This is a genomic window from Psychrobacter sp. bablab_jr014, assembly GCF_016464015.1.
GTDB lineage: Bacteria > Pseudomonadota > Gammaproteobacteria > Pseudomonadales > Moraxellaceae > Psychrobacter.
Genome location: NZ_JACDXT010000034.1, coordinates 1 through 16388 on the forward strand (window position 1 = coordinate 1; position 16388 = coordinate 16388).

Annotated in this window: 13 protein-coding genes, 4 tRNA genes and 1 pseudogene; 5 read left to right on the plus strand and 13 right to left on the minus strand. The window is 48.3% G+C overall.

Annotated elements, in window-relative coordinates:
- The 8 genes from JIE71_RS08550 to JIE71_RS08585 form a co-directional block, all read right to left on the minus strand.
- The coding region (locus tag JIE71_RS08550; protein ID WP_228284536.1) for a GTP-binding protein at window positions 1-127 on the minus strand (127 nt) is incomplete at its 3' end.
- Window positions 128-476: 349 nt separating this feature from the next.
- A tRNA-Thr gene (locus JIE71_RS08555) sits at window positions 477-551 on the minus strand.
- Window positions 552-662: 111 nt separating this feature from the next.
- Window positions 663-736: transfer RNA gene (locus JIE71_RS08560), tRNA-Gly, on the minus strand.
- 52 nt (window positions 737-788) lie between these two features.
- Window positions 789-872, minus strand: a tRNA-Tyr gene (locus JIE71_RS08565).
- Window positions 873-892: 20 nt separating this feature from the next.
- Window positions 893-968: transfer RNA gene (locus JIE71_RS08570), tRNA-Thr, on the minus strand.
- Window positions 969-1160: 192 nt separating this feature from the next.
- Window positions 1161-2657, minus strand: coding sequence for an anthranilate synthase component I family protein (locus tag JIE71_RS08575; protein ID WP_199508303.1), 1497 nt, complete (start codon window positions 2655-2657; stop codon window positions 1161-1163).
- A 260-nt stretch (window positions 2658-2917) separates the two neighbouring features.
- Window positions 2918-4234, minus strand: coding sequence for an FHA domain-containing protein (locus JIE71_RS12440; RefSeq protein WP_228284603.1), 1317 nt, complete (start codon window positions 4232-4234; stop codon window positions 2918-2920).
- Window positions 4235-4514: 280 nt separating this feature from the next.
- On the minus strand, window positions 4515-5345 hold the full coding sequence (locus JIE71_RS08585) for an RsiV family protein (protein ID WP_199508304.1): 831 nt from the start codon (window positions 5343-5345) through the stop codon (window positions 4515-4517).
- Window positions 5346-5658: 313 nt separating this feature from the next.
- Here JIE71_RS08585 and arsC point away from each other — a divergent pair.
- From arsC to JIE71_RS08595, 3 genes and pseudogenes are all read left to right on the plus strand, one after another.
- A pseudogene (gene arsC / locus JIE71_RS12445) lies at window positions 5659-5997 on the plus strand (arsenate reductase (glutaredoxin)); the annotation flags it as partial.
- A 54-nt stretch (window positions 5998-6051) separates the two neighbouring features.
- Window positions 6052-6795, plus strand: coding sequence for an arsenical resistance protein ArsH (gene arsH, locus JIE71_RS08590; RefSeq protein ID WP_323126923.1), 744 nt, complete (start codon window positions 6052-6054; stop codon window positions 6793-6795).
- A 9-nt stretch (window positions 6796-6804) separates the two neighbouring features.
- A complete protein-coding gene (locus JIE71_RS08595) occupies window positions 6805-8112 on the plus strand; it encodes an arsenic transporter (protein ID WP_199508305.1) in 1308 nt (435 codons plus the stop codon).
- A 108-nt stretch (window positions 8113-8220) separates the two neighbouring features.
- Here JIE71_RS08595 and JIE71_RS08600 read toward each other — a convergent pair whose 3' ends face one another.
- Together JIE71_RS08600 and JIE71_RS08605 are read right to left on the minus strand one after the other, a co-directional pair.
- Complete coding sequence (locus JIE71_RS08600; RefSeq protein ID WP_199508306.1) at window positions 8221-9033, minus strand: amidohydrolase family protein; 813 nt, start codon at window positions 9031-9033, stop codon at window positions 8221-8223.
- Between the two features lie 124 nt (window positions 9034-9157).
- Window positions 9158-10447 carry an SLC13 family permease gene (locus JIE71_RS08605; protein ID WP_199508307.1) on the minus strand — a complete coding sequence of 430 codons (1290 nt, stop codon included), beginning with the start codon at window positions 10445-10447 and terminating at the stop codon, window positions 9158-9160.
- Window positions 10448-10812: 365 nt separating this feature from the next.
- Between JIE71_RS08605 and JIE71_RS08610 the strand changes: the two genes are divergently transcribed.
- Window positions 10813-11541, plus strand: a complete 729-nt coding sequence (locus JIE71_RS08610; protein WP_199508308.1) for a GntR family transcriptional regulator — start codon at window positions 10813-10815, stop codon at window positions 11539-11541.
- A gap of 9 nt (window positions 11542-11550) precedes the next feature.
- Here the strand turns inward: JIE71_RS08610 and JIE71_RS08615 are convergent, their stop codons facing one another.
- The 3 genes from JIE71_RS08615 to JIE71_RS08625 form a co-directional block, all read right to left on the minus strand.
- Entirely contained in the window at window positions 11551-12096 is a 546-nt protein-coding gene (locus tag JIE71_RS08615; RefSeq protein ID WP_199508309.1) for a DUF3124 domain-containing protein, read from the minus strand.
- A gap of 90 nt (window positions 12097-12186) precedes the next feature.
- On the minus strand, window positions 12187-12888 hold the full coding sequence (locus JIE71_RS08620) for a potassium channel family protein (protein ID WP_199508310.1): 702 nt from the start codon (window positions 12886-12888) through the stop codon (window positions 12187-12189).
- A gap of 83 nt (window positions 12889-12971) precedes the next feature.
- On the minus strand, window positions 12972-14732 hold the full coding sequence (locus JIE71_RS08625) for a TrkH family potassium uptake protein (RefSeq protein ID WP_199508311.1): 1761 nt from the start codon (window positions 14730-14732) through the stop codon (window positions 12972-12974).
- Window positions 14733-14989: 257 nt separating this feature from the next.
- On the opposite strand from JIE71_RS08625, the gene JIE71_RS08630 reads away from it, so the two are divergent.
- The gene (locus JIE71_RS08630; RefSeq protein ID WP_199508312.1) at window positions 14990-16189 is read left to right on the plus strand and encodes an aromatic amino acid transaminase; all 1200 of its coding nucleotides are present in this window, start codon (window positions 14990-14992) and stop codon (window positions 16187-16189) included.
- Window positions 16190-16388: the final 199 nt, after the last annotated feature.

The following is a 16388-nucleotide window of genomic DNA, read 5'->3' on the forward strand; positions in this document are numbered from 1 at the left end:
CGCCGCCTGAAGTTTTAGCCGCTACCGTTGCGATAGCTGCAGTTAGGGTTGTTTTACCGTGGTCAACGTGGCCGATTGTACCGACGTTAAGGTGTGGCTTGCTGCGTTCAAACTTGGCCTTTGCCATGGGTTATTCCTCTTATTGGTGAATTACTAATATTTAAAGGCTTGGCGGCTGATACGGTGGTGATAAAACCATCAAACCCTGAATGCCACCTGTTGTTTTGACAATAAAACGTAAGGGGCGTTTAAACTGACTAAAACCATTAATAAAACATGGCAAATAGACGAGGTCTATAAGGTACTGACAGCACTAAAAGGCAACACCTTAGTGCTACCTTATGATGATACTTGTCGCGTCAGTGTTATCTTTTTCAATATGTTGACATACTTTATCAAGTTATTGAACACTATCAGTATAGCGCAGATTTACAAGTATAAATAAACCGTTAATCTAGGCTACCATCAATAAAACATGGAGCTCATATCGAGAATTGAACTCGAGACCTCTCCCTTACCAAGGGAGTGCTCTACCGCTGAGCTATATGAGCTTGATTAGACAACCGATATGGCTGAGCTAAAAAAAATATCACGATACAGTATCGCTAATGCTTGACTGCCGTGATAGATTCAATAATTATAGGCGATTGTGCTGTCATTATTGGAGCGGGTGGCGGGAATCGAACCCGCGTCATCAGCTTGGAAGGCTGAAGTATTACCATTATACGACACCCGCAGTATAACTGGCTTAGCATCTTAGCATGACGCTAGGACAGCTATAAAATATATGGTGGTGGGGGAAGGATTCGAACCTTCGAAGCTTTCGCGACAGATTTACAGTCTGTTGGGTTTGACCGCTCCCCAACCCCACCTAGGGTACTTTGATAAGAAATGGTGCCGACTGCCGGAATCGAACTGGCGACCTACTGATTACAAGTCAGTTGCTCTACCAACTGAGCTAAGTCGGCTTGTTTCCTCAAAGTGGTGTGTATAATACCAAATATTTTTTAGAACGCAAGCACTATTTTTAAATTTCTTCTTATTTTTTTAAATTAATTTTCAAGTTATTGATTTACAGTTTATTTTTTTGAAAAAAAACACTGATTCATTTTCAGCGTTTGGGTACAGTGATTGAGAGGCGCGCAAAAGTGATGACGGACCTAGCGGATGCGCAGTCCATCACAGGCCATTTTTACCGCTTTTATGAGTGCCAGCGCTTTTTTATTGGTTTCGTCCCACTCTGAAGTGGGCACAGAGTCGGCGACCACCCCCGCTCCTGCTTGTACATGAATTTGGCCTCGGCGCATCACAGCGGTGCGAATGGCAATAGCAGTATCCATATTGCCATGCCAGCCCAGATAGCCGACTGAGCCGCCAAAGACAGTACGGCGCACAGGTTCAACCTCATCAATAATTTGCATCGCGCGAATTTTGGGTGCGCCTGAGAGCGTGCCTGCGGGGAATGTGGCGCAAAATACGTCCAGCGCATCTTTGTCCTTGGCAATCGTCCCTTCGACATTAGAGGCAATGTGCATGACTTGTGAATAGCGCTCGATAAATATCTTTTCGGTGACTTTGACGCTGCCACATTCACAAACGCGGCCAATATCGTTGCGCCCTAAGTCAATAAGCATAAGGTGCTCGGCGATTTCTTTGGTATCGGCAAGCAGCTCTTTTTCAAGGGCGATGTCTTCTGCTTCAGTGCGTCCACGTGGGCGCGTGCCTGCTAGAGGACGCACAGTGACTTTGCCATTCTCAATACGCGAGAGAATCTCGGGCGATGCGCCAATGATGTCAAAACGCTTGTGGTCATCGAGTGTGTAGCCGTGTACTAAGAATAAATACGGCGACGGGTTTAAAAAACGCAAGGCACGATAGACGGCTAAGGCATCACCGCTATAATCAGCACTCAAGCGCTGCGCGGGAACGACCTGCATGACATCACCTGCCAAGATATAGTCTTTAATCATATCGACATCTGCGCAGTATTTGTCCTCGCCCGTTTGTGAGGTGAACTTAGGCGTGGGCATGACAGGCGCGCTTAAGGCAGGCATTTCGGCCAATTTTTCTTCGATTTTTTCAAGCTCACGAATCGCCGCGCCATAGCCATCATCACTATTACAGTCGGCATAGACGATGATGGATAAGGTGTTTTCTAGATTATCAAAGACGACGACACTCATGGACAGCATCAGCCACATATCAGGCATGGTCATCGGGTTGGGGGCATCTGACTTGCCCACACTTGGCTCTATCACGCGCACCATATCATAGCCAAAATAGCCGACGAGCCCGCCGCTAAAGCTGGGTAAGCTTGGGATTTGTGCGTGATCTGGCATGTTGTAGTCCGCCATCAACGTACGCAAATAATCAAAAGGGTCATCCACGCTATCTGTGGTAATACGGTCATTACGCTTGACGGTCATTTGACCATCGGTGTACTGCAAAATAAGGTCGCTACCCAAACCAATCATCGAATACCGCGCCCAGCGCTCGCCGCCTTCGACCGACTCAAACAGATAAGCAGAACCACTGAGGTCGCGTACTTTTGAAAATACTGAGACAGGCGTTTGCGCGTCCATTAGGCGTTTTTTTACCAAGGGCGCATGGGTAAAGCCTTGCTGTTTAAAGGCTTGGTAGTCATCAAAGGTCATCATGAAGTCAGGTCTCTTAGCACGAACGCGGCAAAAGATAATCACAGAATAGCTGCAATAAATCACCACCCTATCGTTTGATAGGGCGGTATTGAATATGATGGATCAGTATAGCAAAACGGCTTGGTCAGATAATACGCTAAACTAAAGACTGGCCTGTCAATAGGCGCGCACTCGGACAGTGCTTGTTAATTAACAATAAAAGGCAACACAGGGGCTGCCCTATTTTGACACTTATTGCCCAATTAACGAAGGGGGCAAGCTTACATGCCGCCCATGTTAAACAGCCAAATAGCTGCACCAATGATAATAATGGCGATGAACAACCAGATAAACCAGCCGCCGCTTGATTTTTTGGCGGGCTGTCCTTGAGCGGTGGTCGCAGGATTGTGCTGCTCTTGTACCTTAGCGTTATTAGCCTGTGTGCCGACATCAGGCGAGTTACCCAAATTTGCTGTTCCTGAGAACTGGGCGGTTGCGGCTTCTTTGGCGCGCAGTACGTCTGGATCCGATTCCTTTTGTAACTCGGTCTCAGTGGTTTTGTCGTGCGGGTTCGTTTCGTCTTTATGATGCTCAGCTTGCAGATTTTCAGCATCGCTGCCATAGACTTCTTCTTTTGGCTTTTCTGAAGAAGCCTGTGCCTTGTCTGTATGCGTGTGCTCATGGTGCATTTGCTTATCGTGACTTTCATCATACGCATCATGATGCGGCGCATCTTGTACTATCGTCGGCTTGATACCTGACTCAGACGACATATCATCTTCGGTCAAATCGTCTTTGACCAAGTCGTCTCTAGCAATGTCGTCATCGCTTTGCACATCGTGCGTGTTGTCTTTTTTGGCATCGACAACTGGTGCGCTTTCGTGCGGCGTGTCTTCTACAGCACGCTCAACACGTTCACTGTTTAGATTGGCTGTCGCAGGATGTTTGGCCTCCGTCGTATCGATATCAGCGGTCGGCGCAGCTTTTGGCGTGTCGTCTAAGTCTTCTTTATCAACAGGGTGGTCAAGTGTGCTGCTGCCCAGCGTTTGCGCGCCATCGGTCGGTACTGTTCCTGTGCTGGTCGCTGCGTGTGCGGTGTCTAAATGTGTAGCGTCTGCTTGTACTGGCGCAGCAGTATGCGTCGCTGCCTCGTCCTGTAGTTCTTCTGACATGGCTTCATCATACGCATCAGATGCTACGCCGTCGCCGTCTGTGTGCGCGGCTGGCGATGCAGTGAAACAAAAGCTGGCAAAACCAACGATATCACCATCAGCGACGTATTTTGATTGGTTGCTATCGATGCGTTTGTCATTGATATAGCTGCCGTTTGAGGAGTCCAAATCTTTTAAATACAGTTTGCCGTTTAGGACGCTCAGCACCGCATGGTTGCGCGATATTTCTTTGCTGCCCAGCACTACGTCGTTATCACTGCCGCGCCCGATAGACAGGCTGTCATCGATGGTCAAGGTTAAATCGCCAAGCGCTTCGGTAATGGCGTTTAATTGCCAAATATCAGCAGTCGTTTTTTGGGTCTTGGTGTCCGTAGAAATCGGGTCGGCATGCTCTGGACTGGGATCATTATTCATAGGGTTATTCATAGTAGGCTCCTTTAATGTGTGCGTAACGTCTGTTTTAATAGGATTTTTTGAATAAATCGGGTTTGGCTTGTTATAAAAGTAACGCAAAGTGCTGGGTGACACTGTATTTTACTGCACTGCTTTTTTATCGGTTTGTATCATTGCTTCATTTGTTGTCATAGCAGTTGGCGTATCCGCCACTGTTTATCGCGATTCTGTCATATTTCTAAGTTATGATTAATGGCTTATTATTCTTTGGCTTAACAATAAATAAAGAGACACAGTCTACCCGCTTAGCCCTTTATTTTGGTAGATATTTTGCTTTAATCACCCCTTTTAGTTGGCTATAAGGAATGTGCAGCTCTGGCATGCCTGACGCATACGGCGCGATGTCGTAGGGCTGATACAAGATGCGCATACCCGTCGTATCAAAGGTAACGTTGTTGCTGAGTGAAAATGGCCAAGAGGACTCATAGCTGGCAACATCGTCGGTCACGGTTTTGACCCATTTGCGATACGCATCATGCGCCAGCGCCTCAAAGCGCGGTTTTTGTTTGGGCAGTAGCATGTCATCGAGCGTCACTTGGCGTTTGGTTTGGGTGTCAAAGACCAGATATTCGCGGTACGGCATACCGTGTGCGCCGCCAAGATAGGCGTAATTGTCGATGCTAAACAGTTCGGTTATACCGATGTGCCCAAGGTAGCTTGGTGTGATGTCCAGCTCGTAGGTGAGGTTGCTGTCTTTGGGCATATCCGTCAGTTGTTTCTTGGCAAAATCATCAATGGCGGCTTGTACTTGCGTTTTTTTAATCGTGCCTTTTATGGGGTCTTCTTGGTTGAGAGCATTATTTACGACCATGTTATCAACGCGCTGGTTAATGACGGTATTAATCCAAGGGGCGCTGGTGTCGATATATTTGATATTGATATCAGGACAACGATTGCCCTCGCGGCAGGTCTCCATGATAGATTCAGCAATGCTGTATTCGTTGTAACCCACATTGCTGGTCAGCCCTGCGGCGGTCGATGCTGCGTGCGCGCCACTGAGCGCCGTGAGTGATAAGGCAATACCCGCTAGCCAAGAATAAGAAAAAATAGGTTTAGGTTGTTGGGTGTTGTTTTGTGTGTTCATAACATGTCCTTGAGGCGTATATCACGCTTTTTATTGTCTATTATGTAGGGGTTTGTTTGATAGGCATTAATACGGCTGCAATCAGCAATTATAGGCTGATTTAATAGGCGCTTGGCAGCACGACGACATAGAATGTGTCAAATAATTGGACTATTGTAACGTAACTGGCTGTGGCGCTGCTGTAAGGGCTTGTTGAAACACTGTGAGTCTTTTTAGGTGGTGGTATACTGAGCGGTTTGCTGTCGTACGAACCAGTGATAGCTGATTATTATCATTATTTTTGAATTATTTTTATTAATACATAGGTATCCCCATGAGCACCCGCCCCCTTATTTTTCATAATCCCAAATGCGGTACCTCGCGTAACACCTTGGCATTGATAGAGGCTTCAGGCGAGACGCCCAACGTCATTGAGTACCTAAAGACCCCGCCGACGCGTGCGTATTTAATCGAGCTGATCGAAAAAATGGGCATCACCCCAGACGAGCTATTGCGTAAAAAAGAAGCGCCGTATAAGGCGCTCGGACTCGATGCTGAGGGCGTCAGTGACGAAGCGATTATTGATGCGATGCTCGCGCATCCGATACTGATTAACCGCCCGATTGTGGTCACTGAAAAAGGCGCGCGCCTGTGCCGCCCTTCTGAAACGGTGCTGGAGATTTTAAACCATCCTGTCACGCGCTTTGTGAAAGAAGATGGCGAGACCATCTATCACGGTGAGCCAAATCCGAGCGTCAGCTTGGCAGACTTGCCCAATATCGACGCAGACAAACTACAGCCGATTGATATCGATGCGCTGGTTGCCAAAGATGCGCCGCGTCATGCGCCAAAGATTTTGATTCTGTATGGCTCATTGCGTGCGCGTTCGTTCTCTCGCTTGGCAGCAGAGGAAGCGGCGCGCCTGCTCCGCTGGTACGGCTGCGAGGTACGCGTTTTTAACCCAGAGGGACTGCCGTTACCTGACAGCAGTAATGCTGAGCATCCCAAAGTTGCGCAGCTACGCGCCCTTGCCGAATGGTCTGAGGGCATGATGTGGGTCAGCCCTGAGCGCCACGGCAGCATGACAGGCATTATGAAAGCGCAGATTGATTGGATTCCGCTGGCGCTTGGTAGCGTGCGTCCAACCCAAGGCAAGACCCTTGCCATCATGCAGGTCAATGGCGGCAGTCAGAGCTTTAATACGGTCAATCAGCTACGCATTTTGGGGCGCTGGATGCGTATGGTAACCATCCCCAATCAGTCCTCTGTACCCAAGGCGTTTTTGGAATTTGATGATAACGACCGTATGCTGGACTCGTCTTATTATAGACGTCTGGTCGATGTCTGCGAGGAGCTGACCAAGTTTACGTGGCTGATGCGTGGTCGTGCGCCATATTTGACCGACCGTTATTCTGAGCGCGTTGAGGATGCCGCCGCCTTATCCGCCCGCGTCAACCAAAAATCAGACTAAGGCGCTGGCATGTTGGCATTACTTATTTTTATTGTGACTTTGGTGTTTGTTATTTGGCAGCCCAAAGGTCTTGGTATCGGCTGGAGCGCGCTTGCAGGCGCATTGGTTGCTTTGCTCGCGGGCGTGGTGCATCTTGCAGACATTGCCACCGTGTGGGACATCGTTTGGGATGCGACCTTTACCTTTGTTGCGCTGATTATCATCTCGTTGATACTCGATAAGGCGGGCTTTTTTGGTTGGGCGGCGCTGCACGTGGCGCGCTTGGGCGGTGGTCGTGGTCGGCGCTTGTTTCCAATGATTGTGCTGCTCGGTGCGGTGATTGCGGCGCTGTTTGCCAATGATGGCGCAGCCTTGTTATTAACGCCGATTGTCATTGCGATTTTACTGCGTTTGGAATTTACCCCGCGCCAGTCGCTGGCGTTTATTATCGCTACAGGCTTTGTCGCTGATACCGCAAGCCTGCCGCTACTGACCTCGAACCTCGTCAATATCGTCAGTGCCAATTACTTTGACATTGGCTTTGCCCGCTATGCGCTGGTGATGCTGCCTGTCAATATGGTGTCGGTGGCGGCGACCTTGGTAGTGCTATGGATAGCCTACAAAAGCGACATTCCCGCGACCTACGATACCGAGGACTTGCCCGCGCCGATGTCCGCGATTGAAGACCGCTTGGTATTTTATAGCGCCTTTCCGCTGCTGTTTTTATTGTTGTGTGCGTATATGGCGACCGAGACGTTGCACTTACCTATTTCGGTGGTGACAGGTGCGGCGGCGCTGCTGCTCATGGCAATTGCGGCGCGTGTCGGTATGCGTGAGCGCGCCCATATGTCGGTAATGGCGATTGTGAAGCAAGCCCCGTGGCAGATTGTGCTATTTTCTATCGGTATGTATCTGGTGGTCTATGGTCTGGGCAATGCAGGCCTTACCGTCTATGGCTCAGCGCTGCTCGGTTGGCTCGGTGAGCAAGGCACGCTGATTGCGACTGTGGGCACAGGCTTTGTCTCCGCGATTGTGGCGTCCATCATGAACAATATGCCCTCCACGCTGATCGGCGCACTGGCGATTGATCATGCGAGCGTATCGGCACAGACGCGCGAGCTGATGGTGTACGCCAATGTGATTGGCAATGACTTGGGGCCAAAGCTCACCCCCATCGGTAGCCTTGCGACCCTGTTGTGGCTGCATGTCTTAGCCGAAAAAGATTACCGTATCAGCTGGGGACAATATATGAAAATCGGGCTGCTGATTACCCCGCCTGTGCTGCTCGTGACCTTGCTGGCGCTCGCGGTGTGGCTACCGCTGCTGGGTGCCGCATAAGCGCGATTGCCACGGATGCTGCAAAATAAAATAAGCCGCAAAATAAGAAAAAAAAGGCTGAGCGATGTGCTCAGCCTTTTTTATTGTAGCGATAAAAAATAATACTTATCACGCTATAGGGTGTGCTACGTTGAACAGCTTGGCATTGTTATCAATCAAAATTTTCTTGACTAAATCATCATCGCCCACAATCGATTTAAAAGTCGTAAGCGAGATGTCAAAGCTCATCTCATCGTGCTGGGTGTGCGGCCAATCGCTGCCCCAAATCAGACGCGCCTGCATACCGCGTGCGAGCAGTAACGCCAACGCGTCTTTGGCATTTTGCACGCCATTGTCTTTGCCCAAACGATAAAAGCCTGAGACCTTTACCCAGTGCTGCTGCGGACTGAGCATGTCCAGAAAGGCTTGATAATCCGCACTAGCGACGCCTGTTTCAGGGTCAAAACGGCCAAAGTGGTCAATCACCACATCCAGCGTGTATGCTGCTAATGATGGCAGTAATTGCACCAAGTATTTGGGCGGCGCGTGTAGTTCAAGCTGCCAGCCTGTCTCGGTCACGCGCGCCAAAAACTGCTGCCATATTGTTTCGGTCAAATCAGGGCATGGTTTACCAAACAAGTTCAATCGCACGCCGACGATGCCTTGGTCTTTGAGCTTTTGCATAGCAGCGAGGCTCATACGCTCACTGACCACCGCCACGCCTCTTAAGCGCTCAGGAAACTTGGCAATCGCGCCCAGCATATAGCTGTTGTCTTCGCCATAAAAACTTGGCTGAATCAGCACGCCATGCGTAAACCCGTATCGGTCCAGCTCACGGATATAGTCCTCAGCGGTCACCGTGTGGTCGGGCGTGTAGCGCACGTCTTTGGCAAAAGGCGCTTGATGAGAAAAGACATGAGCATGAGTGTCAATGTAACGCATAATGGGTCTCTTTTTATTCACTACCTGAGTTTAGCCGCAGACGGCTGTTTCAGTGTTATTTTTAATGGATCATGAAAACGACAACACGCGCAGGCATCCTAGCCTTACGCGTGCAGCTTTTGTCTTAGAAGAATATTTGAATCAAAATGGTCGCGAGCAAGCCTGCCCCTACACCAATCGGGACGGCTTTAAACAGCAAGGCATTTAATAGCTTGTCTTTATCAATATCGGCAGGCGATGAACCTAAAATCAAGCTGCCGCCTGAAGAGAACGGCGAGATAGACGAGCTTTGCGCGCCCACGATAATGCACACAAACAGCAGTAGCGGATTGAGTCCAGACGCCGCCGCCAAAGTCGGCACCATTGGGAACAGCGCAGGCGCAACCACACCCAGCGTACTGGCAAAGACCGACATAATCGCGCTGATAATAAATACCAAAACAGGTAGCATCCAAATCGGTACATTGGTGCTGAGCCACGTGGTCAGCTCATCAATCACCCCAGCCTGCACGCCAAGCGCAATCAGCATACCGACACCACAAATCATGATCAGGGTGTTCCAAGGTACGAGGCGAATCACCGCCTTTTCGTCGCCGAGCTTCATCAGCAAACTGACGATGGCAAAGAAAATCGCAATAAAGCCAATATCAATACGCGCATTTAAAAACTGAATCGCCTCAACATCAGGCAGCAACAGGTTCAAAATCGGCACGACCAGTACGATAGACATCATGATAAAAATAAGCATGATGGATTTTTTTTGCTTGGCGTTTAGCGGCTCAGGCAATTCGGCCTCAATCGCGGTATTGTTGCGGCGCATGTTAAACAAGCTGTACAGGCCAACGACCACCACAGGAATGATAAAGGTCGCGGCAAAAATTCCCGACGAGAAGCCAAACGCCATATCACTGGGCACGCCTGCGGTATCCATCAAACCACGGAAAATCACCCCACTCTGTGAGGTCATAAAGTTGGCACCTGCCAGCGCACCGTAGTTGACCGCCAACGCCGCGATGACGACGTTCATTTTGGTCTTTTGGCACAAAAGTAGTGTCATTGGCGCCATGAAGGCCAGTACGGTGTAATAGCCTGCGCCCAAACCTGAAATCAGAGTCGCGACCATAAAAATTGCTAGCGGCAATAGCGCAGGAAAATTACGACAGCGGTAAATCAGCTGACCTGAGAGTTTCTCAAGCGCGCCGTTGGCTAAGGAAAAGTTGTAGAACAAGGTCACTGCGAGGATGATAAAGAAAATCTTAATCGGCCACAGCGTAATGACTTCTGAGGCTTTTAGCCCCATGCCAAAACAGCCAATCAGATAAGAGAACACAATGGCAAAAAAGCCAATGTTAATTTTGGTTTTGTAGCCGAGCACAATCGAGATAATGATAGCGCCTAAGATATATAGTGTCATGTCTGCTCCTTGACCTAGACTGAGCAAAAATTCATATAAACATATATATGAATTTAGCAGCCTATTAGAAGCCATAACCAACTGGCTTGTCAAACGCTTTTACACCTTTTATATAAATTGTTATCCGTTTCTTATTATTGATAATTTTTATTTTCTTACAATATCGGAGAGTCATTTTGTTTGATGGTGCACGTCCTACACTATCACTATAGTACAAATAAATAGTGGCAATAATAATCAAGAGTTGCTATATAACCTCAGCCATACTAAGGTAAAATAGACCTTTGATAATTAAGAGTATCCGCGGCGCGACCTTCGTCCTCATGACTCTTATTTGCTGTACTTGATAATGGATGACACGATAAATGATGATGGACACACTTGATAAATTTAAAATGCCGCGCTACGAGCAAGTGCGCTGGTATATTCAGTCGCTGTTGGTAGACAATAAGTGGGATACCGAAACGGCGCTACCGACTGAACAAGAGCTGGCAACACGCTGTGAAGTATCGGTGGGTACGGTAAGAAAAGCGGTCGAGAAGCTGGTCGATGATGGCGTATTGGTCAAGCAGCAAGGGCGCGGAACCTTTTTAAAACAGCCCAATTTTGAAAAATCATTGCTCAGGTTTTTTAAATTTCGTGACAAAAGCACGATGTTTGAAACCCCTATTGGTATTGTAAAGGTGGTTGAGCCTGTCGACGCCATAGAGGACATCAATCAAAAGCTACAATTAAAGAAAAACCAGCCACTGCTGTATTTAGAGCGTGTGCGTGTGGTTGATGACAAGGTAGTATTGAGCGAGCGTATTTGGCTGCCGCGTCATATGTTTCGCGCGTTTAGTCATTTCACGCCCAGTGATTTTGGTAATTTTTTATACCCGTTTTATTATCAGCAATGTGGGCAGTTTGTGTCGTCCGCGACCGAGACGCTACTGTTTTTGAGTCATCACGTGGACAAATACTTGGGCAACAGCACTGACCAAAACTTGGTCAAAGTGTGCCGCGTCGCCAAAAACCTAAAAGGTGAACCGATTGAATACCGCGAGTCGTACGGCTTAGCAGAGAGCTTTAGTTACGAAATCAGCATTCATTAATTTAAGGCGTTAAGGCGTGTCAATAGGCGTGCCTTCGGTAGAAAACGCAAAACCTTTATTGCTAAAGTTACCTATCATAACGGCCTCAATCACAGGCGCGACACTTTTATCTACGCCCTCAACGGTAATGATAAAGTTCGCGCCTGAGCCGCCTTTGTCCTCTTCTTTTTCGACAATGTAGTTGAGCGTCGCCATCGGTGGCAACTCAATAGTGCGATCCACGTAAGATTTAAGAAAGGTGCCATCGGTCGCGTAATAGTCGATTTTATTAATATACAGCGGTTTTTTGAGGTTGGTGTTACGCACGCTCAAAGTCGCGGCCAGCAGCACTTTACGATTGTCTTTATCGGTATAAATGTCTGAATAAATCGGCACATAAAAACTTTGACGGTAGCTAAAGTTACTGTCATCAATCTTTTCAGTCACTGCCAGCTCTTCAATGGGGTCTTGCTGATGATCTGAGAGCACGACATTGGGATCGCCCATCTTGGTGTCACAGCCTGTACATATTAGCGCCGCAGCGAGCCCAAGTAGTGATATGCGATATAAGTTCATAATCTCTCCTGTGTCTGTCCCTGCCCGCCTTAGGGCGTCTCATCAATTGGCTCATTCAGATTTAGCGGTCTTCAACTGGCTAAATAATGCTTAATGAATACGCACGCCCACACTGCGTAAGAACTGATTGATGTGTTTGTTCGCGCCATAGACCACCAAAATATCTTCTTCTTGCAAAATCTGTAGCGGCTGCGCCAAACCTTGAATATGCGGGCGGCTTTGGATACGTCCAAAGCTGTCCTCGTATTCTTCGTAGCGCATGGTGCTCATCAAGCGAATCTTAAAGCGTGGCTCAAGCTGTAGCTCACCCACCATCTTGCCGATCAGACTCTCAGGAATGCTAATCTCCACCATACTAAAGTGCTCACTCAGCTCGAACGAATCGACAAAATGATGCAGTGACAAACGCTTCGCCCAACGGCTCGCGGCTTCTTTTTCAGGATAAATGATGTCATCGACACCAATCGCTTGCAGCACTTTTTCATGCAAGGGGTTGATACTACGGCTGATTAGGCGCTTTGCCTTGAGCGTTTTGAACAGCGCGGACGCCATCACGTTTGCGCCTTGATTTTCCCCAATCGCAACAATCACAATATCGGTATCAATAATCGGCAGACCATTGACCGTATGCTCGTCAGTCGCGTCCATACAGATGGTGTGCGAGATGACTTCCTTATAGGTGTCTACCTTTTGCATACTGCTATCAACGGCAATCACTTCATGCCCTTGACTGGTCAGAGCCATCGACAGTGACGCGCCAAAATTTCCCAATCCCACGACGATATACTTCATAAACCCTCTGTTATTATTGCGCGGCGAATGCCTTATTGTATGCCCATCACGCGCCTTTTGACATATATGAGGCGCGCCAAACCTCAGTTGATGGTAATCTCTTCGGCAGGATAGCGGTAATTGCCTTGGCGCACGTCTTTTAATAGCGCGATAATGATGGTCAGCATACCGACCCGCCCAACGAACATAATCACCGATACCACGATTTTGCTAAAGCTAGACAGCTCACTGGTCAAGTTCAAACTCAGCCCCACTGTGCTGTACGCCGAAAAGCACTCAAACACCACTTTCATTAAATCCAACTCAGGCTGGTCGTAGCTAATCAAGGTTACGCCCGTACCGATGACCAAAAGCGACAGCCACATAATCGAAAACGCGCGACTGACCGACACCGAGGCAATCTCACGCTTAAACACCTCAATACGCGTCTGTCCTTTAGCAAGACTCAAGGTATTTAATAATGCAATGGCAAAGGTGCTGGTCTTAATCCCGCCGCCCGTTGAGTTGGGGGACGCACCAATCCACATCAAAAAGATGGTCAGCATAATGGTCGGGAATGCCAGCGCCGTCATATCAATGGTATTAAACCCTGCGGTACGCGGCGTGGCAGCAGTGAATAGCCCTGTCACCAGCTTGCCAATCACGCTATCATGGTCTGCAAGCACGCCGTGATATTCAAATATCATCACGCCAATCAAACCAATCAATAGCAGCGACCCTGAGGTAATCAAAGTGATACGGCTGTTTAAACTGAGTAGCCACGGCTGATACTGATAAGTTAAATCATTGCGATAAAAAAACTTACCTGCCGAGTGGCGCAAGTAACGCAGCAAATTGACCACAATCACAAAGCCCATGCCGCCAAACAAAAAGGTCGAAGCAATAATAAGCTGCAATGGATAATTAAAGCGCAGCGCATCGTCATATAGGCCCGCGCTAAAGGTTGAAAAGCCTGCATTACAAAAGGCCGACACCGCATGGAACGCCGCAAAAAATAAGCGCTCACCAAGCGTGGTGTTGGGCATATCATAAATGCTGATAAAAATAAGCGCCGCCGCCAGCGCCTCAATACCAAAGGTTACATACAGAATAGATTTGAGCGTCGTCACCACATCGCCAAGACGCGGCGAATGCGTCATCTCACCGATGCTGAGCTGGGTCTCATAACTGACCCCGCCCTTAAAAAAATAGCTAAAATAGGTCACAAAAGTCAAAATGCCCAAACCGCCAATCTGAATCAGCCCCATCAAAATAGCCTGCCCAAATCGCGTAAACTCGGTCGCGGTGTCAACCACAATCAGACCTGTCACACAGACCGCGCTGGTCGCCGTAAATAGCGCATCGACAAAGGATAATGGCGCGGTGGTGGCATTCGGCATCATTAAAAGTAGCGCGCCACCAAAGATGACCGACAAAAAACTCAAAATAAAAAACTGTGCGGGGTTTAAAAACGCACGGCTCAGATTAAAATCATTGTCCGATATCTCACGGATAAAGGTCACAAATACCGCAATTTTAATGGCAATAAAGTCTCGGTTTTCGGTGTTGATACCTGACACCATAAAATCGACAAAGTGCAGCCCAAGCAGCACCAAAATCGCAATACTGGTAACAAGGTCAAAAACCGCCACTTTAGTAAATTTTAACGGTTCAGACGCATTAATATAGCGCCCTGCCGTCGCCACAAACCCAAGCAAAATCACAGCCAAATAAAATAAGTGAAAGATGTTTTGCAGCAAGGTAGTCAGCACAAAGCCGCTATCAACGAGTGCGACCACCACGCCGATAACGCTAATAAACACCGTAAACTTATTAAACAATCGATATGGAATGGTTACACGCATAACCCACGCCCATTTAAGAGGAGAAAAAGAAGCACATAGAGACAGTAAGCGACCAATATCAATCACTTACACTGTCCCTATCTTTGGTGAAAAAAACAGGAAAGCAATGCCGCATAATACAGGGTGCATAATACCACGCTTGTACGGCGTAAAAATAGCGCCAAGCATGGCGAATGGTGCAATCGGCGATTGAGTTTGCGCGTAAACTGGTTTATGATTTTTTGCTGCTTGACCCATTTTTTTCTAAAGGAACTCTCATGTTTGACCGTATCGAGCATTATGCTGGTGACCCTATCCTAGGACTGGTCAGCCAGTTCAACGCTGACGAAAACCCAAATAAAGTCAATCTTGGTATTGGCGTCTATTATGATGAAGACGGCAAAATGCCTGTTTTGGAATGCGTAAAGACCGCTGAAGAGCGTATTGCCAACCCAATCCAGCCGCGTCCATATTTGCCCATGCAGGGCCTAGCAGGTCATCGTAAAGGTTGCCAAGACTTGTTGTTCGGCGCGGATGCTACCGTCCTTCAAGAAAATCGCGTCGCGACCATCGCCACCATCGGCGGCTCAGGCGCACTCAAAGTCGGCGCTGAGTTTATCAATCAGTGGTTTCCAAATGCCGAATGCTACGTGAGCGACCCAACGTGGGGCAACCACATCGCTATCTTTGAAGGCTCAAACGTCACGGTCAAAAAATACCCGTACTACGACAAAGCCACCAACAGCGTGCGCTTTGATGACATGATTGCGTGTCTAAAAGGCCTTAACAAAAATGACGTCGTACTGCTGCATCCATGCTGCCACAACCCAACGGGCATGGACTTGACCCAAGCGCAGTGGGATGAAGTGCTTGACGTCATCAAAGCGGGCGAGCTGATTCCATTTATGGACATCGCCTATCAAGGCTTTGGCGAAGACATGGACACCGATGCCTACGCCATTCGTAAAGCCGTAGACATGGGTCTGCCCCTGTTTGTGAGCAACTCATTCTCTAAAAACCTATCGCTATACGGCGAGCGCGTTGGTGGCCTATCTGTCGTCTGCCCAACCGCTGAGGAAGCTGAGCGCGTCTTTGGTCAGCTAACCTTTGCTGTACGCCGCATCTACTCAAGCCCACCGTCACACGGCGGTCATGTGGTTGATATCGTCATGAATGACGACGCGCTACACGAGCAGTGGGTTGGCGAAGTCTACGCCATGCGCGACCGTATCAAAGCGATGCGCGGCAAGCTACAAGCGGTATTAGAAGAAAAAGTACCGAACCAAAGCTTTGACTACCTAACTCGTCAAAACGGTATGTTCAGCTTCACAGGTCTGACGCCTGAACAAGTTGAACGCCTACGCGCCGAATACGGCATCTACATGGTGTCCAACTCGCGTATGTGTGTGGCGGGTCTCAACAGCGACAATATCGACTACATTGCCAACGCCATGGCAGCAGTACTACAAGACGCGTAAGCGAGCGCTTCGTAAATAAAAAAGCCGAGCGTTTTAAATGCTCGGCTTTTTTGTGGGTATTATCGTCAAATTAAACTAAAAGCGATATGCCGTCATAAATACACCTGATTAAACGGTATTTTTCGTAGCATCAAAATAAGCTGTCACAGCTCACGCAAACTTCATCACCGCTCAGGTGACTTGAGCCACGTTAAAAAAT